Source organism: uncultured Thomasclavelia sp. (assembly GCF_944324745.1).
In the GTDB taxonomy this organism is placed as follows: Bacteria; Bacillota_I; Bacilli_A; order Erysipelotrichales; family Coprobacillaceae; genus Thomasclavelia.
On record NZ_CALUXO010000038.1, the window covers coordinates 24,593 to 49,399 of the forward strand.

The 24,807-nt window shown below is 31.0% G+C and carries 19 protein-coding genes and 1 tRNA gene; 14 read left to right on the forward strand and 6 right to left on the reverse strand.

Going from position 1 to position 24,807, the window contains the following annotated elements:
- Positions 1 to 15 precede the first annotated feature (15 nt).
- Positions 16 to 810, reverse strand: a complete 795-nt coding sequence (locus Q0K54_RS04200; protein WP_294578610.1) for an MBL fold metallo-hydrolase — start codon at positions 808 to 810, stop codon at positions 16 to 18.
- A gap of 296 nt (positions 811 to 1,106) precedes the next feature.
- Between Q0K54_RS04200 and Q0K54_RS04205 the strand changes: the two genes are divergently transcribed.
- Both Q0K54_RS04205 and Q0K54_RS04210 read left to right on the forward strand, forming a co-directional pair.
- Positions 1,107 to 2,171, forward strand: a complete 1,065-nt coding sequence (locus tag Q0K54_RS04205; RefSeq protein ID WP_294578611.1) for a WYL domain-containing protein — start codon at positions 1,107 to 1,109, stop codon at positions 2,169 to 2,171.
- Positions 2,172 to 2,301: 130 nt separating this feature from the next.
- Complete coding sequence (locus Q0K54_RS04210; protein ID WP_294578612.1) at positions 2,302 to 2,643, forward strand: phenylpyruvate tautomerase MIF-related protein; 342 nt, start codon at positions 2,302 to 2,304, stop codon at positions 2,641 to 2,643.
- A gap of 449 nt (positions 2,644 to 3,092) precedes the next feature.
- Here Q0K54_RS04210 and Q0K54_RS04215 read toward each other — a convergent pair whose 3' ends face one another.
- Complete coding sequence (locus tag Q0K54_RS04215) at positions 3,093 to 3,647, reverse strand: GrpB family protein (RefSeq protein WP_294578613.1); 555 nt, start codon at positions 3,645 to 3,647, stop codon at positions 3,093 to 3,095.
- Positions 3,648 to 3,699: 52 nt separating this feature from the next.
- Positions 3,700 to 3,906 (reverse strand): cold-shock protein, encoded by a 207-nt coding sequence (locus Q0K54_RS04220; RefSeq protein WP_294578614.1) that lies wholly within the window; start codon positions 3,904 to 3,906, stop codon positions 3,700 to 3,702.
- A 324-nt stretch (positions 3,907 to 4,230) separates the two neighbouring features.
- Here Q0K54_RS04220 and Q0K54_RS04225 point away from each other — a divergent pair.
- Positions 4,231 to 4,306: transfer RNA gene (locus Q0K54_RS04225), tRNA-His, on the forward strand.
- Positions 4,307 to 4,498: 192 nt separating this feature from the next.
- Here Q0K54_RS04225 and Q0K54_RS04230 read toward each other — a convergent pair.
- Together Q0K54_RS04230 and Q0K54_RS04235 are read right to left on the reverse strand one after the other, a co-directional pair.
- Positions 4,499 to 4,843, reverse strand: coding sequence for a hypothetical protein (locus Q0K54_RS04230; protein ID WP_294578615.1), 345 nt, complete (start codon positions 4,841 to 4,843; stop codon positions 4,499 to 4,501).
- 68 nt (positions 4,844 to 4,911) lie between these two features.
- Positions 4,912 to 5,679 carry a YdcF family protein gene (locus Q0K54_RS04235; protein WP_294578616.1) on the reverse strand — a complete coding sequence of 256 codons (768 nt, stop codon included), beginning with the start codon at positions 5,677 to 5,679 and terminating at the stop codon, positions 4,912 to 4,914.
- Positions 5,680 to 5,796: 117 nt separating this feature from the next.
- On the opposite strand from Q0K54_RS04235, the gene Q0K54_RS04240 reads away from it, so the two are divergent.
- The 11 genes from Q0K54_RS04240 to Q0K54_RS04290 all read left to right on the forward strand — a co-directional run bounded on the left by Q0K54_RS04240 (position 5,797) and on the right by Q0K54_RS04290 (position 23,433).
- On the forward strand, positions 5,797 to 6,918 hold the full coding sequence (locus Q0K54_RS04240) for an aldo/keto reductase (protein WP_294578617.1): 1,122 nt from the start codon (positions 5,797 to 5,799) through the stop codon (positions 6,916 to 6,918).
- Positions 6,919 to 7,146: 228 nt separating this feature from the next.
- Positions 7,147 to 7,854 carry a trehalose operon repressor gene (gene treR / locus Q0K54_RS04245; protein ID WP_294578618.1) on the forward strand — a complete coding sequence of 236 codons (708 nt, stop codon included), beginning with the start codon at positions 7,147 to 7,149 and terminating at the stop codon, positions 7,852 to 7,854.
- A gap of 210 nt (positions 7,855 to 8,064) precedes the next feature.
- Positions 8,065 to 10,737, forward strand: a complete 2,673-nt coding sequence (locus tag Q0K54_RS04250) for a glycoside hydrolase family 65 protein (RefSeq protein ID WP_294578619.1) — start codon at positions 8,065 to 8,067, stop codon at positions 10,735 to 10,737.
- 18 nt (positions 10,738 to 10,755) lie between these two features.
- A complete protein-coding gene (gene pgmB / locus Q0K54_RS04255; protein ID WP_294578620.1) occupies positions 10,756 to 11,406 on the forward strand; it encodes a beta-phosphoglucomutase in 651 nt (216 codons plus the stop codon).
- A gap of 176 nt (positions 11,407 to 11,582) precedes the next feature.
- On the forward strand, positions 11,583 to 12,935 hold the full coding sequence (treB, locus tag Q0K54_RS04260) for a PTS trehalose transporter subunit IIBC (RefSeq protein ID WP_294578621.1): 1,353 nt from the start codon (positions 11,583 to 11,585) through the stop codon (positions 12,933 to 12,935).
- On the forward strand, positions 12,923 to 13,504 hold the full coding sequence (locus Q0K54_RS04265) for a PTS glucose transporter subunit IIA (protein ID WP_294578622.1): 582 nt from the start codon (positions 12,923 to 12,925) through the stop codon (positions 13,502 to 13,504). Before treB ends, Q0K54_RS04265 begins: the two co-directional genes overlap by 13 nt.
- Positions 13,505 to 13,872: 368 nt before the next feature.
- On the forward strand, positions 13,873 to 14,793 hold the full coding sequence (locus Q0K54_RS04270) for an aldo/keto reductase family oxidoreductase (protein ID WP_294578623.1): 921 nt from the start codon (positions 13,873 to 13,875) through the stop codon (positions 14,791 to 14,793).
- 118 nt (positions 14,794 to 14,911) lie between these two features.
- Positions 14,912 to 16,054 carry a DUF3795 domain-containing protein gene (locus Q0K54_RS04275; protein ID WP_294578624.1) on the forward strand — a complete coding sequence of 381 codons (1,143 nt, stop codon included), beginning with the start codon at positions 14,912 to 14,914 and terminating at the stop codon, positions 16,052 to 16,054.
- On the forward strand, positions 16,051 to 16,620 hold the full coding sequence (gene yqeK / locus Q0K54_RS04280; RefSeq protein WP_294578625.1) for a bis(5'-nucleosyl)-tetraphosphatase (symmetrical) YqeK: 570 nt from the start codon (positions 16,051 to 16,053) through the stop codon (positions 16,618 to 16,620). The genes Q0K54_RS04275 and yqeK overlap by 4 nt, the downstream gene beginning before the upstream one ends.
- A gap of 208 nt (positions 16,621 to 16,828) precedes the next feature.
- On the forward strand, positions 16,829 to 20,890 hold the full coding sequence (locus Q0K54_RS04285; RefSeq protein ID WP_294578626.1) for an EAL domain-containing protein: 4,062 nt from the start codon (positions 16,829 to 16,831) through the stop codon (positions 20,888 to 20,890).
- A gap of 5 nt (positions 20,891 to 20,895) precedes the next feature.
- On the forward strand, positions 20,896 to 23,433 hold the full coding sequence (locus tag Q0K54_RS04290) for a CheR family methyltransferase (protein ID WP_294578627.1): 2,538 nt from the start codon (positions 20,896 to 20,898) through the stop codon (positions 23,431 to 23,433).
- Positions 23,434 to 23,457: 24 nt separating this feature from the next.
- On the opposite strand, the gene Q0K54_RS04295 is transcribed toward Q0K54_RS04290, so the two are convergent.
- On the reverse strand, positions 23,458 to 24,678 hold the full coding sequence (locus Q0K54_RS04295; protein ID WP_308698940.1) for a radical SAM protein: 1,221 nt from the start codon (positions 24,676 to 24,678) through the stop codon (positions 23,458 to 23,460).
- Positions 24,679 to 24,807 lie beyond the last annotated feature (129 nt).

Genomic DNA, 24,807 nt, shown 5'->3' on the forward strand with positions numbered 1-24,807 from the left:
GTGAAATTATTGATTTCACTTTAAACTATTTTTTTGATAAATCATTTCTGCTTTACGATAAGCAACATAATAAGCTTGCTGGTCATCAAAAGTTGGAGCACTATTTTCAACCCCTTCAATTTTACCATCAAGTAACTGTTTACAAAGAGATGACAAGTCTTTCATTAAATTTAAATCTAATTGATTATATGAACTTACTTTTGACATCGTTTCTTGCTGATTGTGGCCACCCCAGAATTTCCAGGTATTATCAACCCCTTTACTTTCTAGATAGGCAATAACTTTGTCTAAATTGGCTAAATAATCTTTTATAGGCAAACTATGATACAGCTGCATCCAGACACCACAACCAGATCCGATAGCATCACCACTATAGAGACAATGATGCTCATAATCTAAAAAAATCATCGAACCAGGAGTATGTCCAGCTAGCAAGATGGCTTCGATATGATGGTTACCAATGTCAAATAGCTGATGATCTTGGATATCTTTAATTTGACTAAAATCGATCAATGGAAAATCGGGCATCAATTTTTGGTTATCCAAATAAACTTGTTTATCTAAATAAGATAAATAAATCTCATCAAACTCTTTCATAGCCCCGGTATGATCTAAGTGTCCGTGAGTACAAGCTGCAACAACTGGTAAATTAGTTAATGATCTAATTGTTGGTAGGATGGGTTTTTTAAATAAACCCAAATCAATTAAAAGGGCTTTTTGACTGCCGATAATTAAATAACAAGAATCTAAATCTTCATCATTAATGTAATAACTATGGGGATTGATTTGAACTGTTTGATATAGTGTCATACTTTCTTCCTCGATAAAAATGATTGTTTTCTTTATTTAAAAGTATACTGGAAATATCAAAAAATTCAAGTTAAGAGCCTTTTATAATCAAGGATGAAAAGCAGTTTAAATACTAAAAATAATCTTTTAAAACCTTTTAATTAACTTTGAAATGGTTGTATTTTCGCTTGATAAGCCAAAAAATAAAAAAATAATTTAAATAAAATTATTAAAACCACAAATAATTAATCTTATTTTCTATTTGAAATTTTACATATTTTGCGTAATCAAGTAAAATAAAGGCTGGAGGGAAGAAAATGGGAGATATAAGCAATGGAACAAGAATTCTATTAATACAATATTTATTGAAACGTTTAACGGATCAAGAACATGCGTTATCACGCGAAGAACTTATTTCCAGAATTAGTTATATCAGCGCTTCTGTTTCCGGAAATACTATTAAGTCTGATATTGAATCGATTAAAACATTTGATAGTTTAATTAACGAATGTCATGATATTTTAGTTCAGCCTTATAAATGCAGCCGTGGTGGTAAGATTGATTATGTTACTAAACAAAAAAAGGGGTCGTTTGTAAAAACGCCGTTTTATAGTGATGTCCATTTAATTTTGTTAGCGCGACTATTAAAAAGAATAATTCATCTTGAAGGCCAAAATGATCCTAAATTAATTGAAAAGGTCTTAGCTGATAGCTCGATTCATCGAATTAATCATTATCATTTACTAGATGATATTGATGGTAAAAGTGATGAGAGTTCTATTTTTTTCAGCTTACAGATGATCATTGAGGCTATCAATGAATATTCATGCCTAGATTTTAAGTGTTTGGAATATAATGTAGTCAACAACGAGATAATTGATACCGTCAATTCTCAATCAATTTTGTTATATCCAACCAACATTGATATAATTGACGATATGATTTATGTAGTTGGATATCAGTTTACTAAGGATGAAGACATTGAGCTGAAGTATTATCGAATAGATCGTATTAGTGATTTGAAAATATGTTATTGTCCTAAAAATATTCAAAACAAGATGGAATCGTTTAGAAATGAAATTTGGAAAAGTAATGATCCACTGCAAATTGCAACTAAAAATAATATTAATTTAGAATTAAGAATTTATTCTAGTAATAGTTATATTTTAGATAAACTTAAAAGTCGTTTTAAAGATAATATTGTTAAAGTTGAATCTTTTCATCAATTTGTTGAAATATCAATCAAGGATGTAGCAAATGATGAAAACTTAATAGAATGGTTAATCCGGTTATCAAGTAATATCGAAGTGTTAAAACCAATTGAATTGAAAGATAAAATAAAAAATCGCATTCAACGAATGCAAGTAGTATATCGAGTATAAAAAAATCATCATTTTTGATGATTTTTTATTAGAAAAATATTATCTACTTGATAAGTGTTTAGAGTATTAACATTAATGTAAAATAATGGTAAAATATTATCATAGAATAAAAAAGTAAGGAGGGATGAGAATGCCTTTTGTTTCATTTACAACTAATCATAAGCTGACACTGCGCCAAGAAAATGAAATTGCAAGACGTACTGGTGAATTGATTAGCATCTTACCTGGTAAAAAAGAAGAAAATTTGATGTTACACTTAGAAGACAATCAAATTATGTATTTCCGTGGTGAAGATATTCCTTGCATGATGATAGCAGTAAAATTGTATAATCAGGCAACTCTTGAAGCTAAAAAAGAGTTTGCTGAAAAGTTAGTAGTAATGATCAAAGAAACTACTAATATTGAAATAGATAATATTTATGTTTCGTTTGATGAATATCCTAATTGGGGCAAACAAGGTACATTAGTTTAGTTAAAGAAGTCTTTTAAAACCCTCATTCTAGAGCCAATTCTAGTTGAGGGCTTTTTGTTTATCTTGTGTTTTCACAACATTTTTTGTTAAAAATACTTTTAGTTTACAGCATGTATGGATTTGTCCACATGGACATACTTACACCAGCTTGTTCTTCGGCTTTTAATAAATCCTTAATGCGCTCTCCATCCATGGAGTTGCTTCTTTCCATAATCTTATATACTCTTCAAATTCTTCAACACCATCAAGTTGGATAATCTTTTGGATCGATTATTTTTAATCACAGCCTTGTAAATACAAAATCAATTAATAACGTGTTTGACTTGGTGTATATTAAAATGTTTATAAGGTTAAGAAAGTGACAAATATTTTAAAATAAATTTTCTAATCTAATAATCTATTTTAAAACTCTTTAGATTAATATTTTTAACTTAGTTGTTTTTGGTTGATTAAGGGTGTTGTTTTAAATTTAAAATCATTTTTATAACTTCAGTTTTAGCATCAGCATATTCTTGAACATATTTCCATTTTTGACTAGCAAGTTTCTTTTTAGTATCAGCGTAGAGTTTAAAGGCATTTGGATCATTTCTTAGTATATCGCGAAAATCAAGCATCCGCTTAGCTTCTAGACATCCAAAAGAAAAAACATGTAAATTAACTGCATATTGGTGATGTTTAAATAAGCGATGCTGGTACCAATCAGGTTCTCTAATTCTTAAATAATAATCAATTGATTCTAATTGGGGCAGATAACTGGCTTCATCATCAGAATCTTTAACTAATAATATTATATCTATAATTGGTTTAGCGGTTAAACCAGGTATTGATGTTGAACCAACATGTTCGACTGTTGCGTCAGGTAATACTTTTAATATTGTTTGCTTTAATTTTTTAAACAGTTTAGGCCAATTAGGATTATAAGATTCTAAAGTAATATTGTTGTTGATATTTTCAACTTCACCGATAGTAACTTTTTTTAGATATTCTTCGCGCTGTTTTTTCATTTCAAAATTTCCTTTCTAAAAATAAAAAAAGAAACCGATTATTCGGTTTCTTTTACCCTACAACTGTAACGTTTTGAGCTTGAGGTCCACGATCAGATTGGTTAATATCAAATTCAACAACTTGACCTTCTTCTAATGTTTTGAATCCTTCAGCATTAATAGCTGAATAATGAACGAAAACGTCTTTTCCGTCTTCATCGTTAGTAATAAAACCGTAACCTTTTTCTTGATTAAACCATTTAACTTTTCCTGTACTCATATTGGTACCTCCTTGAAATATGTGCAAAAAGGAAATACTCTATGTAACTCGTAATCACAAATATCGGATTGTGGTGGTACATAAAGGTAATACAATCTTCTAATACTTGTGATACTATGAAAATTATATTGCTACTTTTGCACTTTTATTTTAACATAATCAAAGAAATAAAGCAAATTCTTTTAAAATGATGGTGATTTATAGAAAAAAAGACGGGAATGAAAAAAATTTAATTTTTTTTCATTTTTCTCTTTACATTTGATAAAATATTATATATAATCATTCTTGCGTTGAGAGTTAAATAACTCTTAGCTAAGAAACCTGGCGGACGTGGCGAAGTGGTTAACGCACCGGATTGTGGCTCCGGCATTCGTGAGTTCGATTCTCATCGTCCGCCCCATTTTTTAAGAAATACACACTATAGAATTATTAAACTTTATCAAAAGTGGTAGTAAAGTGGTAAGCGAATGAACATATCTAATTATTAGATATGTTTTTTTATTTTTATTGAATAGTAAATATTTAAGAAGTCAACAAATTAAAAAGCTGAGAAACTAAACTAAGTTTGTCAGCTTTTTAATTCAGTTATAGATTAGATAATTAATTCCGATACTTCGGTTTCAAAGTTAGTAGTGTTATGGTGACTAAAATAAGTCGTATAAGTTTCATTATTATCATCATTATCAATTAATGTCATTACAAATTCATATTCATAGCATAATTCCATAATATTTTGTAATCCTTGATAAGTGATATCATAATGACAATAATTATCATCTTTGGTAACTATTTCTATTTTAGCTCTATTTGGATAAATATCCCAATCAATTAATCGATCATCGACTCCCCAGTCAATCAAAATAAATGAAATTGGGTCGATAATACTATCATCTAGTACATCATTGGCTCTAATTGTAATATATAAATTACTGAACATTTATTCATTCCTCCATAAATTTAGTATAGCAAATATTTTTTAGATAAATGTGGGAAAAATATGGAAATTTAAGATATTAAAATATCTTTTAAACAGCCAAAAAATTCTCTAATATAGTAATGTGGTGCTGTATCTAATCTTTCTCTGGCACCATATGTATGGGCTGATAGATTATGTTTATGAGCTAATATTAAACTGCGGTAGCAATGGAATCCATTAGTGATAATAACGACATCATAATCATCACTAGTCATTGAATCAATTATTTTTTTACTATAGAGAATATTTTCGTTAGTATTGGTACTTTGATCTTCTTCAATGATTAAATTTTCATCAATCCCATGATTTACTAAATAGTCTTTCATGGCTTTAGCTTCACTAATATCTTCACCATCGCCTTGACCCCCGCTAACGATAATATAGCTATCTGGATATTGCTCATGATAATCAACTGTGGCTTCTAATCGATAACGCAGCAATGCAGATGGCGTTGAACCATTTAGCCGTGCTCCTAAAACAATGACAAAATCACTTGGCTGATGATATTGATTTTTGCTTTGATGGATGATTAGCCCCTCTAAAACAATAAATAGAACAGCTATGATTGTTATTAAAGTTTTGAGACCATAATTTAATCCTTTAGGTAAGCTAGATAAAATACTGATATGATATCTAAGCTCATAATAGCTATAAAACCACAAAATAATTGTAAAAATTGGATAAATAAAATAAGCACTAATAAAGCGCGAGGACATAGTTACAATAATAAAATAAATTAAAGAAATTGTACCTAATCCTATTAAAATATAGTCAAAAATCAAACAATTTCTATTCATACAAACTCCTTTTTTTTTATTCTATCATAAAAAATAATAAATATTTCTTAATATTAATTAAATTGCAATCACAATTTAACTTATTATATAATAAAGATACGTTGTAGGAGGAAGATTATGAAAACAAAAAGATTTGAAAAATTAGGAATTGAACCTTCATTATTAGGGTTTGGGTGTATGCGTTTTCCATTGGATGCAAATGGTAAAATAGATGAGGCTGAGGCTAAAAAAATGATTGATAAAGCTATAAGTGCCGGGGTTACATATATTGATACTGCTTATCCTTATCATAATGGGGATAGTGAACCATTTGTAGGAAAAGTATTAAAAGAATATCCTCGAGATAGTTTTTATCTGGCAACTAAACTACCAGTCTGGCAGGTTAACAGTCAACAAGATGCTTTGGATATCTTTGAAGAACAGTTGAAACGGCTGGATGTCGATTATATTGATTTTTATTTATTGCATGCTTTAGATAGTGAAAAATGGCAGAAAGTATTAGATTATGATTTACTATTAATGGCTGAAAAACTAAAAGAAGAAGGAAAAATCCGTTATTTTGGTTTTAGTTTCCATGATGAATTTGATGTTTTTCAAGAAATTCTTGAATATTATCCATGGGATTTTTGCCAATTGCAGCTAAATTACATGGATATGGATATCCAGGCTGGTATGAAAGGATATCAGTTGGCCGAAAAAAGAGGAGTTCCTATTGTGGTTATGGAACCAATTAAAGGTGGTTCTTTGGCAAACTTACCACAAGATATTGCTCAAAAATTTTTAGACTACGATCCTAGTCGCAGTATTTCATCATGGGCTTTAAGATATGTGGCGAGCTTATCTAATGTTAAAGTTGTTCTTAGTGGGATGTCTACTTACGATCAGGTTCTTGATAATTTAAAGACTTTTGAAAATTTTGAATATTTAAATGAAGAAGAATTGCACTTAATTCAAGACGTTTGCGATGCTTTAAAGGCAAGAACCCAAAATGGTTGTACTGGATGCAGCTATTGTATGCCTTGCCCATTTGGAGTGGATATTCCAAGTAATTTTAAATATTGGAATAATGCCTATGTTTATGATAGTCACGAACAGTTTAAAAAGAAATTACTGGCAATGGACGAAAAGAAACAGGCGGCTAATTGTCGTAAGTGCGGTAAATGTGAAACATTATGTCCACAACATTTGGCAATTCGTGAGGATTTAGATAAAGTGAGTCAATATTTAAAAGGTGAGTAATTGATTGATTAAAAATCTAAAAACTAATCTCAAATATTTGCCCATTATCGATCAAAAAAATCTCGTTTAGTTAATAAAATTGGTAAATTATGGGCAGTTGTTAATTCTAAATAAAATTTATTGGTATAAAAAAAGTAAAAATTTGCTTTTTTTAGCTGACAAAAAATTATCAATTATTGATAATTTTTTTTGTTTTAGTTATAATGTTGACATGAGGGAGGATAATTTATGAGCAAATATCAGTCAATTTTTCAGCATATTCGAGACGAAATATTGAACGGCACGATTGAAGCCAATACATATTTGCCTAGTGAAAGTGAATTACAAAAAGAATTTAATGCTTCTCGAGATACAATTAGAAAAGCATTGGATTTATTACTTAGAAATGGTTATATTCAAAAAGAAAAAGGTAAAGGTTCACTAGTATTAGATGTAAATAAAATAAATTTTCCGGTCTCTGGAGTCATGAGTTTTAAAGAATTACAAGCAACGATGAATGAAAAAGTAGTGACTTATGTTCATAAGTTTGTTAAGTATCCTGTAACACCAAAGATGAAAAAAGAATTGTATATGGACGAGGGCGATATTTATGAAGTTGTTCGAATCCGTGAGTTTAATGGGGAAAAAGTTATTTTAGATACTGATTATTTAAATGCTCAAGTTATACCAGGATTAGAATTAAAACATGCTCAAAACTCATTATACGAGTATATTGAAGGTACATTGGGGTTAAAAGTTAGTTTTGCTAAAAAAGAGATTGTTGTTGTACCGGCAAGTGACGAGGAAAAAGCATTATTAGATATGCATGAATATGATTTACTGGTTTGTGTAAAATCATATACTTATTTAGATGATGCGACGTTATTTCAATATACGGAATCTAAGCATCGACCTGACAAATTTAGATTTGTGGATTTTGCCAGAAGAACGCCATGATAGAGAACTATTTTATATAGTTCTTTTTTATTTGTAACAATTAATTAAAAAAGCAAGTGATAATGCGTAAAAATTAATCACTTGCTTTTTTTTAAAGAAAAATACAAAAATTTAAAATTTATATTGACAACATATACGTACAAGCGTAATATAATAGCCGTCAAAGATACGTATACGTACAAGTTGCAAGGAAGGAAGAGAGGCGATAAAATGAATATCTTAAATTTGGTATTTAACGATCAAGCAGTCGACATTTTTGATCAAGATATCAAGAAAGATACAGTGACGATAACTAGTCCCTTTGATAAAAAATCAGCTGATGAACTTATTGGAAAATTAAAAGACATCAGTGAATTTGATGGAGGGCTAATTATTGGCTTAAAAAATGCTGTCTTTAAAGATGGCGAAAATACTTTTGATTTAGTGCAATTAATGATTGAAGCACTAAATAAACCATTTGCATTAAAAAATGATAACGATGATGCTGAAAAATTATTAAGCACTGTTCAAGAAGAAGTTATCTGGAATTTGAAATATGTAGGATATCATCCTGGTAAAGATGAATATTCTGTGGAATCGCTTTTAACAGTTGGTAATGGATATTTTGGATTACGGGGAACTCTTCCAGAAATGAGAATTTCTGATGATCATTATCCAGCTACTTATTTTGCTGGGTTATACAATCAGGCAAAATCACAAATTGGTGATGCAACAGTTACTAATGAAGATTTTATTAATGCTCCTAACGGACAATATTTAAGTGTAATTGTTGATGGTGAGTTATTAGATATTACTTCACAAAATATCTTATCACTTACAAGAACTTTAAATTTAAAAAATGGGTTATTTGAATCAAAAATGGTAGTTGAATTCAACAATAAAAAACAATTATTAGTTGAAACGGCTAAAGTTGCCAATATGAAAGATACTCATGAATATGCTATTGAATATAAAGTTACTCCTTTAAATTTTAGTGGCAATATCACTTTAGTTTCTGAAATTGATGGTGATGTTTATAACTATAACGTAGCCCGTTATCGTAGTCTGGAACAACATCATTTAGACATCTTAGAAACTAATGGACTTGATAGTAAAGCAGTATTAGTTGCAAGAACAAAACAATCTAAGTTTACAATTATCCAACAAACAGAATTAATGGGGGATGTAGTAGCTAATAATGAAGTAGTAAATGATGTTCAAGCTAATAAAGTAAGACAAACAATTGAAGTTGCAGCTAAAGAAAATGAAACAATTTCAATTGAAAAATATGTTCATGTATTATGTTTGACCAATAAACAAATTGATCAGACTGACACTGTAAAAAATAGTGAAATTTTGGCTAAACGTTTTGCTTCAATCTTAGAAGAATCTGCCAATGCCTGGCAAGAATTATGGATTAAAACTGATATTGAAGTAAGTGGTGATTTAATGTCACAAAAATTATTGCACTTGCATACGTATCACTTATTAGTATCTGGATCACCAAATGGTAATAAAGATTTAGATGCTTCAATTACAGCTAGAGGATTACATGGGGAAGCCTATCGCGGTCATATTTTCTGGGATGAAATTTTCATCTTGCCATTTTATATCATGCATTTTCCTCAAACAGCAAGACAGTTATTAATGTATCGTTATGATCGTTTACCAGCTGCAAAAGTTGCTGCTAAAGAAGCTGGATATCAAGGAGCAATGTTCCCATGGCAATCTGGTTTAGAGGGGACAGAACAATCACAAGAAATCCATTTAAATCCTATGAGTGGAAAATGGGATAAAGATTATAGCCGTTTACAACGCCACGTATCATTAGCGGTTGCTTATAATGTCTGGTTATATTGGAATAATACTCATGATCAGGATTTCATGGAAAAATATGGAGTGGAATTGTTATTAGAAATTGCTCATTTCTGGCAAAGTGCTGCTACATATGATGAAACGACTGGCCGTTATTATATTGATAAAGTGATGGGACCAGATGAATTCCATGAAACTTATCCAGGTAGCGAAGAAGGTGGATTCAAAAATAATGCTTACACTAATATGATGGTTGTCTGGTTATTTGAATTCGTCAGTCAAATTAAAGAAATTGTTGATGAAGATAAATTATCTGCTATTGTTGCTAAAGTTGCTTTAACTAAAGATGAATTAGCCACAATGGATGAGATTAAATCTAAATTAGGTTTAGAAATTGATCAAGATGGAATCATTGGGCAATATGAAGGATATTTTAAATTAAAAGAAGTTGACTTTGATTATTATCGGGAAAAATACGGAAACATTTACCGAATGGATCGTATTTTAAGAGCTGAAGGAAAATCTGCTGATGATTACAAAGTTGCTAAACAAGCGGATACATTAATGATCTTCTACAATTTTGCTAAAGAAAAAGTTGATCAGATTTTATCAGATTTAAATTATCAGTTACCAGAAGATTATTTGACTAAAAACTTAATGTATTACCTAGATAGAACTTCACATGGTTCAACTTTGTCAAGAGTTGTTCATTGCCAATTAGCAGCAATGGTTGGTAACCAAGATATGGCATGGAAGTTATATCAAGAAGCTTTATATTCAGATTATCAAGATATTCAAGGTGGAACTACTGCTGAGGGAATTCATGCTGGTGTAATGGCAGCAACAATTTATATTACCTTAAGTACATTTGCGGGGATCGATATTAGGGAATCAAGATTACACGTTTGTCCAAACTTACCAGAAAAATGGGATTCAATTAAGTTTAACATCGATGTAAATAATATTAATTATCAATTTGAAATTACAGCTAATAACTGCAAGATTACTGCCAGTCAAGATACAGTAATAGATTTCATGAATCAAGAATGTCAATTATTAGCTAACGAAACAAAAAGTATGGATTATTAAAAAGGAGAAATAATGGTCATGAAAAAGGGTTTAGTATTTGATTTAGATGGCGTAATTACTGATACAGCAAAATTCCATTATCAGGCATGGAAAGCATTAGCTGACTCAATTGGTATTGCTATTGATTTACAATTTAACGAACAATTAAAAGGAATTAGTCGCATGGACTCTTTAGATCGTATCTTAGTTCATGGTGGTAAAGAAAACGACTATTCAGCAGCTGAAAAAGAAGCAATGGCAGCTGATAAAAATGCTAATTATGTCAAATTGTTAGATGCTTTAACACCTGATGATTTATTACCAGGGGTGAAAAATTTTCTAGATCAAGCTAAAGAACTTAATATTCCTTGCTCTTTAGCTTCAGCATCAAAAAATGCACCATTCATCCTAAAAAAATTAGGTGTTTATGATTACTTTGATGCTATTGTTGATCCAGCGTCATTAAAGAAGGGAAAACCTGATCCAGAAATCTTTATTAAAGCAGCCCAATTAATTAATTTAGAGCCATTTGAAGCTATCGGATTCGAAGATGCTCAAGCAGGAATTGCTGGTATTAAAGAAGCTGGAATGTATGCAGTAGGAGTTGAAGGAAGCGAACCATTAACTCAAGCTGATATGACAATTAAAAGTTTTGAAGAATTAAATATTCAAGAATTAATGAATGTATAAATAATAATGACAAAATAATTACTCTCTTCGAGCAATAATAACCTTACAATTGTTCATATATTAATATCTCTTATCATATATATTTCCTTTTACACATTTTAATCTATATTCGAAGAGAGTGATTATTGATTAGGTTGGTTTAGTTAGATAAAACAAATATAACAGGAGGATAAAAAATGGGGAAATTTGAAAAAGACGCCAAAGATTTGTTAGAATATGTTGGCGGAAAAGAAAACATTAATGCCGTTACTCATTGTGTTACTAGAATGCGTTTTGTTTTGGCTAATCCAAAAAAAGCGGATATCGACAAAATTGAAGCGCTACCATCTGCTAAAGGAACTTTTACACAATCTGGACAATTCCAGGTTATTATCGGAAATGAAGTTACTGAATTCTATGATGATTTTGTTGCTGTAAGCGGTATCGAAGGAGTCAGCAAGGATGCCGTTAAAGATGCTTCAAAAGGGCAACAAAATTTAATTCAAAGAATTATGTCTAATTTAGGTGAAATCTTCGCACCGTTAATTCCAGCATTGATTTGTGGTGGGTTGATTTTAGGGTTTAGAAATGTTATTGGTGAAATTAATTTCTTCAATAATGGAACTCAAAGTTTAGCTGATATTTCTCAATTCTGGGAAGGAACTTATAATTTCTTGTGGTTAATTGGTGAAGCAGTATTCCACTTATTACCAGTAGGTATTGTTTGGTCAATTACTAAGAAAATGGGTACTACTCAAATCTTAGGAATTATCTTAGGGTTAACATTAGTATCGCCACAATTATTAAATGGTTTCAGTGTTGCCTCTACTCCAGCATCTGAAATTCCAGTATGGGATTTTGGTTTTGCTCAAGTACAGATGATTGGTTATCAAGGTCAAGTAATTGCCGCAATGATGGCCGGATTTGTCTTAGTATATTTAGAAAAATTCTTTACTAAGATTACTCCAGCAATCGTTAATATGATCGTTGTTCCATTTTGCTCATTAGTACCAGCTGTTATTATCGCTCACGTAGTTGTTGGTCCAATTGGATGGGCAATTGGAAATTTCATTGCTGATGTTGTTTATGGTGGCTTAACATCTAACTATGGTGTATTATTTGCTGCAATCTTTGGTTTAGTTTATGCGCCAATCGTTATGACTGGTTTACATCATATGACTAACGCTATTGATACTACTTTGTCGAATATGTTTGGTGGAACAATCTTATGGCCAATGATTGCTTTATCAAATATTGCGCAAGGTTCAAGTGTTCTTGCTATGACTATCTTACAAAAACATAATGAAAAAGCACAACAAGTTAACGTACCAGCATGTATTTCATGTTATTTAGGGGTTACAGAACCAGCATTGTTCGGGGTTAACTTAAAATATGGTTTCCCACTAGTTTGTGGTATGATCGGTTCATGTGTGGCTGCAGTTATCTCAGTTGGATTTGGGTTGAAGCATTTAGTATTGGTGTTGGCGGTTTACCAGGAATTATTTCAATTAAACCAGAATACTGGGCACCATTTATCATGGCCATGGTAGTTGCAATCGTAATTCCATTTGTTTTAACTTTAATTGTTGGTAAAAAGAAATTAGGAGCTGCTCAAAAAGAAGAAGAAGCAAAAGTGGCTGAAAATAATGAAATGGTTATTGAAACTAACGGTGAAAATGTTTTCGTTAGTCCAATGAAAGGTAGATTCATGCCTTTAAGTGAAGTAGAAGATCAAGTATTTTCTCAAGGAATGATGGGTGAAGGTTTTGCAGTTGAATTAACTGATGGTAAAGTTGTTGCCCCATTTGATGGTGAAGTTATCATGACATTCCCAACTAAACATGCTTATGGTTTAAAAAGAGCTGGAGATGGAGTTGAAATCTTGATTCATATCGGTATGGATACTGTACAATTAGAAGGTAAAGGTTTTGAAAGTTTTGTTGAAGTTGGCGATCAAGTAAAAGCTGGTCAAACTATTGCTAAAGTTGATTTAGATTATGTAGTTGAAAATGGAAAATCAGTGGTTTCTCCAGTTGTCTTCACTGGTGGACAACATATTACTTTAAAAGATATCAAAGAAGTAAATCAAGTTGATCGTGATATCTTAGAAATTAACTAATAAAATAATAAGAGATGATTTTACTAATAAATCATCTCTTTTAACTTGACAACATATACGTACAAGTTTATAATATTTTTTGTCGTGAAGAGTGCATCCATATTTTAATAGAATTATTAATATGAGCAGTAAATAATTCATAAAATAAAAGATAAAATTCTAAATCACATAACGCTTACCTATAATAGCACTCTTTACAGCTGGGTTAAAAGATGCCACTGGCATCTTTTTATATTGGAATCTTTTTTGGCTTAATGACAATAGTATTTTTAAATGCTGCTAATTTCTAAATTAAGTAGCTTTTATTGAAATGATAATGGTGGTAAAACTAATGAACAGATAGATATTTGGGATAGGAGGAATTTAAAATGAAGTATTTTAAGTTGCCAAAGACTGATTTGACGGTGTCGCGAATTGCTCTTGGATGTATGCGAATCGCTGATAAATCAGTCGAAGAAGTAGCTAAATTAGTAGAGACAGCTTTAAATTTAGGAATTAATTTTTTTGATCATGCTGATATCTATGGTGGCGGTAAATCTGAAGAATTATTCGGTGAGGTATTAAAGCAACACCCGGAATATCGTAAAAAGATGGTCATTCAAACCAAATGTGGTATTGTACCTGGGAAACGATATGATTTTTCTAAGGAACATATTATAAGTAGTGTTGAACAATCACTTAAAAGATTAAATTGTGATTATATTGATATTTTGTTATTGCATCGTCCCGATGCTTTGGCTAATTATCAAGAAGTAGCTGCGGCGTTTGATGAATTATATGAAAGTAAGAAGGTTAGATATTTTGGAGTTTCTAACCATACACCATTACAAATAGAATTATTACAAAAATATAGTAAATATCCAATCATTATTAATCAATTACAATTATCAATTGTCCATTCAGTGATGATTGATTCAGGATTGAATATGAATATGAAAGAAGCCTGGGCACAAGATAAAGATGGTGGTGTCCTAGATTATTGTCGTTTGCATGATATTACGATTCAGCCATGGAGTGTTTTACAAGCATCATGGGCTGAAGGAACATTTATTGATAATCCTGATTATGCTAAGTTAAATGAAAAATTAGATGAACTGGCTCAAGAATATCAGGTTAATAAGACGGCTATTGCTATTGCTTGGTTATTACGACATCCAGCTATTATGCAGCCGATTGTTGGTACTACTTCACCAAAACATCTTCAAGAGACAGTGGCGGCAATTGATGTAGAGCTTACAAGACAACAATGGTATGATTTGTATTTAGCTAGTGGGAAACCATTACCATAATGGCCTTAACGGATAATTTATCGAATTATCCGTTTTTTGTTAGAAAGATGTAATAATTTTGTCATAAATTAAAAACCAAATTATATTATAATAAATAAAAAAATGTGGAGGGAAGAAAATGGAAGTTGTAATCAAGCCGCATCATTTTATGGATATTATCAAGCTTTATGGTTCGGGAATAAATGAGTTTGTTCCGGATTTAAAAATGCAACATGATTTTTATCGAGTGGCAAATATGATCATTCATAATCCAGCGACAATTTTGAAATTAACTACTGGTGGTGATGATATTTGTCGACCATGTCTTAAGTATCGAACTGTATGTGTTGATACAATTGATCATCGAATCAGTAAAGATGAATATAATCGTTATTTAGATCAAAAAATCATTGAATTATATCAGTTGACGGCTGTTAGCTATACTGCTAAGGAATTATGTCAAATCTACGCTAAACATCCAGAATATATTTATTTAATCTGGAAAAATGAAAATCGTCAAATTACAAAAAGAAGATATGAAATGTTTATCAAAGGGGCTAATAAATTTTTGAGTGAAAATCGTGTAAAAGGTTTTGGCTATTGTGGTTTGGCTTGTGATTATTGTCATGATGGTAGTGACTGTCCGGGCTGTAAAGCAGGTGGCTGCCTGGCAAAGGATGAATGTAAAAATTATCAATGCTGCCATACTAATGGCTATCAATATTGTTTTGAATGTCCCCAATTTCCCTGTTTTGATAGTATTTTAAAGAAATTAAGAGTTCGAACATTTTGTCAGTTTATTAAAGAATATGGTGAAGATGCTCTGTCAAAGTTTCTTTTAAATAATAGTCAGCAGGGGATTTTATATCATTATCCAAATAAGCATTTAGGTGATTATGATCAATTTAATAACTCTAAGGATATAGTTGATTTTATTAAGCAAGGATATTTAAAAATATTAGGTCAACAGGTTACGGTCATTGTTGATCGTCCTTTAGGGACTTTTCATCCTAAACATCCAGATTTATATTATCCAATTAATTATGGTTATATTGATAATATTATTGCAGGTGATAATGAGATGCAAGACGCCTATATTATCGGAGTTAATGAGCCCCTTACCAAATTTACTGGAGAAGTTATTGCAATTGTTCGTCGCTTTGATGATGATGAAAATAAATGGGTCGTCGCTAGAGCGGGAACGATCAAGACAAAATCAGAAATTGAACAGGCAGTTATGTTTCAAGAACAGTTTTTTAAACATGATATTATTATAAAATGAAAGAAATTAAAGAATTATATTTAAAGCATCGCTGTCAAGCGACGTATGACCATGTTGTTAAAGTAGCTATTGTTGCTAGTAAACTGGCAAAAAAGTATCAGCTAGATACCAAAAAATGTTATCTAGCTAGTTTATTGCACGATATTAGTGCTATCATTACTCCTGATCAAATGTATCAAATTGCTAGACATAGACAGTTAAAAATTGATCCAGCCGAAGAAAAATATCATTTTTTATTACATCAAAGAATTTCACGGATTATTGCCAAAGAATATTTTAAAATTGATGATGAAAAGATTTTATCAGCAATTGAATGTCATACAACATTGAAAAAACAAGCCAGTGATTATGATAAAGTAGTATTTTTGGCAGATAAACTAGCCTGGGATCAAGCAGGTGTGCCACCATATTATGATAAAGTCTGTCAGGCTTTAAAAATATCTTTAGATTACGCCTGCTACATCTATTTAAAATATCAATTTGATCATCATTGTTTTTTAATGGTTCATCAATGGTTAGATGAAGCTTATCAGCAATTATCAAGAAAGTTTCGTTTAGAAAAATAGTTTGTTTAATTTAAACATCAGTAGATTATTTTTACTGATGTTTTTTTATTTAAAGAATAATTTTATCTTTTAATTTTGAAAGCAAATAGCAGTATTTTTCGATTTTTTTCCATAATTTTTAAAATTAATTGTACACTTTTAAATAGGTTAAGGATATAATGTAATTAAAAGGTGCTTTTTGTTATAATTTTGTGATTTTGGTAAGAGGGTGATCGATATTTCTAATCAAAAAAGAAAACTGAAAAATCGCACAGATACGTCGTTAAAAACTATTGGATTAGGTAAAAAGCAAACAACAGGTTTATTAAATTATCAATTGGTAGCTTCTTATGTTGATCAATACTTTAAACATGTTCATTCAAATAGTGTTTATGTGTTATTCGTGGTAGGAATTGATAATATTGATTTGGTTAAATATACAATGGGGACTCAAGTAGAGACGGAAATAATTATGACGGTTACCAACCAGTTATCTAATATGTTCCGGGCAATTGATGTAATTGGTCAAACAGATACGAATGAGTTTCTTGTTTTTATTACTAATCCCTTATTGGGTGAAAAAACGGTTTTAAATAAAGGCGAAAGTATTACAAGAATAAAATTATTAGAAAATGTTGCTAAATTAAATTTAACTATTCGGGTTGGAATTTATATGACCACAAATAAAACATTGTCATTTGAAGAATTGTACCAAAAAACTCATGCAAATTTGCAAATAGCTAAGCAACAAAAGCAGCCAGTTTATCTTACATCAGATATTTCTAAAGAAGATATTAACCAGCAAAAAAAATATATGTCACCGCAATTTAGTCCGGTACCGATTAATTTTTTACTGGATCATATCGATGAAGATATTCGAATACTTGAAGTAAGCAATAATATCAAACAACTTTATATAAGTCCTAAATTTTCTCAAAAATTAAATGATGGTAATAAACTAGAAATTCAGATTCATCCTCATGATAGTTCACGTTATGATAATATGCTTAAACAAGCAATCGAAACCATGGAACCAGTTGAAGATGAATTACGGGTATTAGATAATGGAATTGATTGGAAATGGCGCTGGTTGCGTATGATCAAAATTCCTTATCATGATAGTGAATATCCAGTCATTTTAGAGATATCTCGAGATATTACTGAATCAAAAAAGCAAGAACAGTATTTATCTGAAAGTGGAAAGATGTTGAAGATTGCTTTTGAAAATACTACTAGAGCAATGTGGGAAGTAGATGTTGAAAATAAAGTATATACTTTTTTTAATTATAAAAATGGTTTTGATTCACAATCAGATACCTTAGCTGATTTTCCGGAATCCTTGATCTCTACTGGCTGGGTTCATCCTGATTCGGCTGTTCAGTTTCGTCGATTTGGTGCGGAACTTTTAAATGGTAAAACTCAAGATAGTGGCAGCTTTATATTACGTTATCGTTCATCTGATAGTTATGGTTGGGCCAATCTTTCTTATCGGATGATTTTTGATAGTAGTGGAGCACCGGTAAAAGCAATTGGAGTCAAAAATTATTTATCAGACTCGTCACAGCGTAAACAAGAAATCATTAGCTCGCCAGCATTACCTGATGCGGTATATCCAACACTGGTATTTTGTATTAAAGTAAATTTAACTGAAGATTCAATCAAAGAATTATGGGTAGAAGGAGCTGAAAAAACTGATTTTGCCAAGATGCAAAAGTATACTGATATTTTAGAGGCTGAGAAAGAGCGTCTTTTTTTGGGCGATGACAGTAAAAGCTTTATGGATAATCTTAGTTTAGAGTCTTTGTTTCAAGCTGCAAAGCATGAGGTTGTCTGGAAATCGCTAAAATATCGTCGGGTTTATATTTCTGGAGTGATTCATTGGGTCTTGAATACTGTGAATTTAATTAAAGATCCTATTAGTCAAGATGTGTATCTTTTTGATTATTTAAATGATATTGAACAGAAGAAACGTTGGGAATATGGAGTAGATATTGTTTTAGATCCGTTGACTGGTTTTTATCAACGAACTACAGTATTAGCGATAATTAAAAACTTATTAGAAAGTGATAGTGTATGTGCTATTGCCTTAGTACGGATTAATGGCTTTTTGCAGATGACAGAAGATGTATATGGGACTCCAGCAGAAAAACAATCATACATAGCAGCAGTATTAAATCTGGCTTTTGGCGCTAATTCATTAATTGGTCGTTATGATGATGAAACATTAATTTTATTTTTCAAAGATATATTATCACCATCATCTGTTAAAAAGCGCCTAGAAGATGCCTTTTCTTTCGTTCGTTCATCTATGTCAGGAACAAAAATTATGCGATTATTACGATTTATTGCTGGGGTGGATTGTATGACCGGTCCAGTAAGCGATTATGAAAGTATTATTTTACAACTAGAAGAGATTTGCCGCTTATGGAAAAACTCAGCGTCTGATATCGTTGTTTTTTTAGATAAAGATAATCATGAACAATTTTTGAATAGTATCAATAGAGTTGATGATGAATTAGTTATTAGTGAAGATAATCTTTTAGAAGAAGAACTAACTAGCAAAGAAAAAGATGTTGCCTTAAATTGTCTAGCTTTTATGGCTATGTCTAACTCAACTCATAATTCAATCAAAAATATTTTAAAAAATATTGGACAATACTACGAGGCTGATCGTGTTTATATTCTAGCATTAGCTGAAAATAATCATGTTGTAACGATGATGTATGAATGGACGAATGAAAATAAATATAGTATTCAAAGGGCTGTTTCTGGAGTGAGAATTGAAAAATTTCCTTTTTTATGTCGTTGCCTGCAAGATAAAAAGCCTGCATTTATTAAAAATAAAAAAGAATTAAGTGGTCTATATTTAAATAATGGTAATAGTGATGATTGGTGTTATACAGTAATACCAATCGTTACTCAAAAAAACTTTTATCTAGGATTCTTTTGTATTGAAAATCCAAAAATTCATCAAGAAAGAATCGCTTTACCGACAATGATGATAAAATATATCTTCAATATTTCGCATAATCGACCTAACATTAATAAATCAGAAATATCATCTTGGGATAGTCTAACAAATCTTCCTAATCTACGCTCATATACTGATATTATTGATTCAATTAATTCTGATATGTATAACTCTCTAGGAGCTGTTGCTTTAGATGTCCCGGATTTATCAGTTATTAATAGTATACAAGGATTTGAATATGGCAGCAAATTAATTTTACATGTTGCTGAAGTATTATCTGAGACATTTGGGCGTTCCTATTTGTTTAGGACCTGGGATTCTGAATTTGTGGTATTAAGCCCTAATACTACACTGGAAGTATTTATTGATAAATGTACTTGGGTTCGGGATATTTTACAGCGTTGTTATTATAAACAGATTCGCATTGGTTATACATGGTCTAGTGGGGTATTTTTTGCTAAAAAACTTGTCAAAGAAGCAAAAGCAATCATGCGCTGTGAAAAAATTAAATCTATTCCGGCTACTGAAAATCTTTCTTTATGGGGCATGCGCCATGACAACTTTGCAAATGGGGTAAAAAAGGGAAAGTTCATAGTTCATTTTCAGCCTAAAATTGATATGACAACGGAAACGATCATTGGTGCTGAAGCACTGGTTCGTGGAATTGATGATAATGGCGAGATTATACCACCGGGCAAGTTTATTGATGTAATGGAAGAAAATGGTAGTATTAGAGATTTAGATTTCTTTGTCTTAGATCAAACTTTTGCTTATTTGGAAAAGTGGTATTTAAAAGGTTATGATCCGCTTAATGTATCGATTAACATTTCTAGGGTTACTTTATTAGATTCAGCAGCACCGGCATCGATCCTTGCAATTCAAAGTCGGTATCCTGATATTTTATCGGGTCTAATTGAACTGGAAATCACAGAATCGGCATGTGATATTGAAAAAGCAACTTTAGGACATATTCTGGATAATTTTAGACAGTTTGGAATGAAATTTGGTTTGGATGATTTTGGTTCCCATTATTCAAATATGTCAATTTTTACAAACGTCAAGTTTGATACGATTAAATTAGATCGTAGTTTAATAAATGAATTAGCTAGTAATGAAGCTGATCGATTATTAGTTAAAAATATTATTCAAATCTGCAAAAATGGACAGATGACTTGTGTAGCTGAAGGGGTTGAAACTAAGGCTCAAGTAAGCGCTTTATTAGCGATGGGATGTTCCATTTGCCAAGGATATTATTATAGTAAGCCACTTAGTCCAACCGATTTTGAACAGAAGTGGCTGGATAATACAGGAGGAGATTAAGATAAATGAATAATTTACATAGTGAAGAGTCAAATGAACAAAAAAAGGTAGTTGCATCTAAACATTATCCGATGATTATTGGAATTGGAGCATCGGCTGGTGGTTTGGAAGCTTTGCAGCAGTTTTTTGAAGCCATGCCAGGAAATAGTGGGTTAAGTTTTGTCGTAGTCCAACATCTATCACCAGATTATAAAAGTTTGATGGCAGATATTTTAAGTAAACATACTGACATGGAAGTTATTCAAGCTGAAAATGAGATGAATATTGAACCGAATACTGTTTATTTAATACCACCTAAAAATAATATGACGTTACAGGGCAATAAGCTGATTTTGACCGAGTATGTTCATGGAATTTTAAATCATCCGATTGATATTTTCTTTACATCATTAGCTAAGGTAAGAAAAGAACGTTCGGCAGCAGTAGTACTTTCGGGAACCGGAACTGATGGAACTAAGGGAATTAAATCAATTAAAGAAAATGGTGGGCTGGTAATTGTTCAAGATCCATCATGTGCTAAATTTGATGGAATGCCTAAAAGCGCTATTAGTACCGGTATTGTCGATTGGATCTTAAGTCCGAAAGAAATAGCTGAAGAGATTTTAAATTTTTCCAGCTATCCAACAATTTTTAAAAATCATGAATCAGAAGAATTTTTTTCAGATGAAGAAATCTTCTCACATATTTGTAATGTATTAAAGAAAGTTAGCGGAATTGATTTTACTAACTATAAACGAACTACGGTTTTGAGACGAATTGAAAGAAGAATGGTCGTTAATCACAGTGCTAGTTTTCATGATTATGCCCATTCATTAGACACTAATGTTGAAGAAGCAAAAATATTAGTTAAGGAAATATTGATTGGGGTAACTAATTTTTTCCGTGATGCCTCAGCCTTTGAAAAACTAAAACAAGCAGTAATTCGGCGTTTAGTAGAAAATACTAAAGAAAATGAATCGATTAGAGTCTGGAGTGCAGGTTGTTCTACAGGTGAAGAAGCATATTCGATTGCCATCTTATTTCAAGAGGTAATGGAAGAATTGCAGGTAGAACGAAATATTAAGATATTTGCTACTGATGTCGATGTAAGTGCTATTGAAAAAGCTGGTAAGGGTATTTTTTCAGAAAGTATCTTAGATGATGTTTCTTCTGAGCGGTTAGCGAAGTATTTTACTAAGAAAAATGATTCTTATCATATTTCTAAAAGTATTCGGCGCATGATTATTTTCGCTCCACACAATATGCTTTCTGATCCACCTTTTGGTAAATTGGATTTAATCAGTTGTCGTAATGTGATGATTTATTTTCAGCCGGTCTTACAAAGAGGGTTGTTTGCAATTTTCCATTCAGCTTTAAAAGACGGCGGATATTTATTTTTGGGTAAGAGTGAAACAGCTAATGAATGTTCCAATGTTTTCCGTCCATATCATGGTGAAGAAAAAATTTATATTCATAAAGGGGGCGCAAAATTAGAAACCTGGTCACCTTCATCATATAATGTTCCTAATATTCAACCGCATCTTAGAAAAACTAGTCATATCAATCAGCAGCAACATATAAATTATTCACTAGAAAATATCTATACCCAATATCTTGAAAGATTTTTGCCAGCTTCAGTAGTTATCGATAATCAAGATAATGTCATTCATTTTTTTGGGAATTATTCTGATTATTTAACGATTGCACCTGGTAAAGCAACCTTTAATTTATTTAGTATGTTGGATAAAAATATTGGTTTAGCCGCTTCTACAGCATTGAATCGTTGTCGTGAAGAACATCGATCAGTGACTTATACTGGTATACCGGTTTCTAATGTTGATGGGGTTAAACAGATTGATTTGATTATTGAGCCAATTGATTGGGAACATAAAGATGAATATGAATTAATTGTAGTTATATTTGTTGATAAACGTAATATTGAAACTGATGGAATTAAAGAAAAATATGATATTGATGCTTCGGCGGCTCGACGTATTTCTGATTTGGAACAAGAGCTTCATGAATCACAAAATGATTTAAAATCAACGATTGGTGAATTAGAGACGGTCAATGAAGAATTACAGGCTGCTAACGAAGAATTATTGACTGCCAATGAAGAACTGCAGAGTTCTAATGAGGAATTACAATCAGTTAATGAAGAATTATATACTGTTAATGCCGAGTATCAGCAAAAATTAGATGAAATGACAATCATGACTAATGACTTATCTAACTTTTTATCTTCAACAATGATTGGTATTTTATTTGTTGATGGAAATTTAAATATTCGTAAGTTCACTGAATATATTGGTCGCGAATTTCAATTGATGGAGCCAGATATTGGCCGTTCAATTCAAATTTTCGCTCATAGTTTTCCTCAAGAAGATATTGTCGAAGATGCTAATAGTGTTTTAAGAACGTTAGTACCGGTTGATCGTGAAGTTACGGCCATGAATGGACGTTATTATACTTTACGTATTGCACCGTATCGAACAACTGAAAACCGAATCAAAGGATTGGTTATTACTATTATCGACAGTCTTGGTGGTGATAATAAAAAGTAAAGGATGCTATAGAAGGCATCCTTTTTATAATGTCATCTTTTTTGGGAAAGCTTCGTTTCTTAAAAGATTCCACATCTTATCAATATAAGATAAAGTATAATAGTTTTCATAATAATGATAGTAAAATGCGCCTTTTAAAGTCATACTATAAATTCCATTATCTTCATTTAAATAATTTAATTTTTTGGCTAAAAATAGTTCTAGTTTGAATGCTCTATTTAAAGGTACTTGGAAGAAGCGCTCAAATTCATAACTGTTGATCTTAGTACTATAAGCCATCCAAAATAAATAATAAAGCATTCTTTGTCTTTGGCTAAAACGTAGCGTCAAAGCAGTCGGTAATTTGTCATTATTGATTCTTTGACAATAAGATTCCAGTGAAAAAGTATTAATTTTAAATTGATCTTTTAATAATGTTACACTAGAACAGCCAAATCCTAGATAATTAGTTCTAGTCATTGAAGAATATTGGGCCTGTTTAGAATTAGAAAAAGTCCAGATTGAAGTTCTTGAATATCCTTTATTTAAACAATATATGGTAATATTATCAAGCAGCTCCCTTTTAGCTTTTTTATCCATCGTTTTGATCTTACTGTTAGTGAAAGTAAAATCAATAAATGGATAGATTGCCACATGATTAGCCCCAATTGAAAAAGCAAGATCAATATCGTTTTTTAAATCTTTGAAAGTTTGATTTGGTAAAGCAAAGATAAAATCCATTGAAATAGTTTCAAACGGAACTGTTTGCAAACTGGTTTTAATTTTTTCAACATCAAATTCTTTTCGCTCTAAAATTGTTTGATATTTATCTTGAAATGATTGAATGCCAATACTGATTTTAGTAACCCCTAATTCTTTTAATCGTTTTAAAACAGGAATTGTAACATTATCAGGATGTAATTCAATTCCGATTCCTTCATTAATAATAAAATATTGGTTGATCATATTAATGATTTGGCTAAAATCATCAAGGGCTAATGCTGGAGTACCACCACCAAAATAGAGACTAGTAACCGATTTTTTTGATTGGCTTTGTTTACCGACTAATTCAATTTCTTTGATTAAAGCGCTGATATAGTTTTGGTAGATACTTTCTTCATATCTAACCTTACAATAAGGACAAAAACTGCATAGCTGTTTACAAAAAGGAATATGGACATATAAGCCTAAATCATTGCAAGATGAATAGGGTAATTCCTGATCGTATTCATGATTAAATTTAAATGGTTTGAAAGAACGAGTCAGATACCAATGTCATTAAGTTAAGATGATAAAATTTTAGCCAGGAATTATATGTAAATATATTTTTCCTGGTTTTTAATATTTATTCAAGCTAAAAAAGTGTAGTCTTGAAACTACATTTTTCAAGGTATA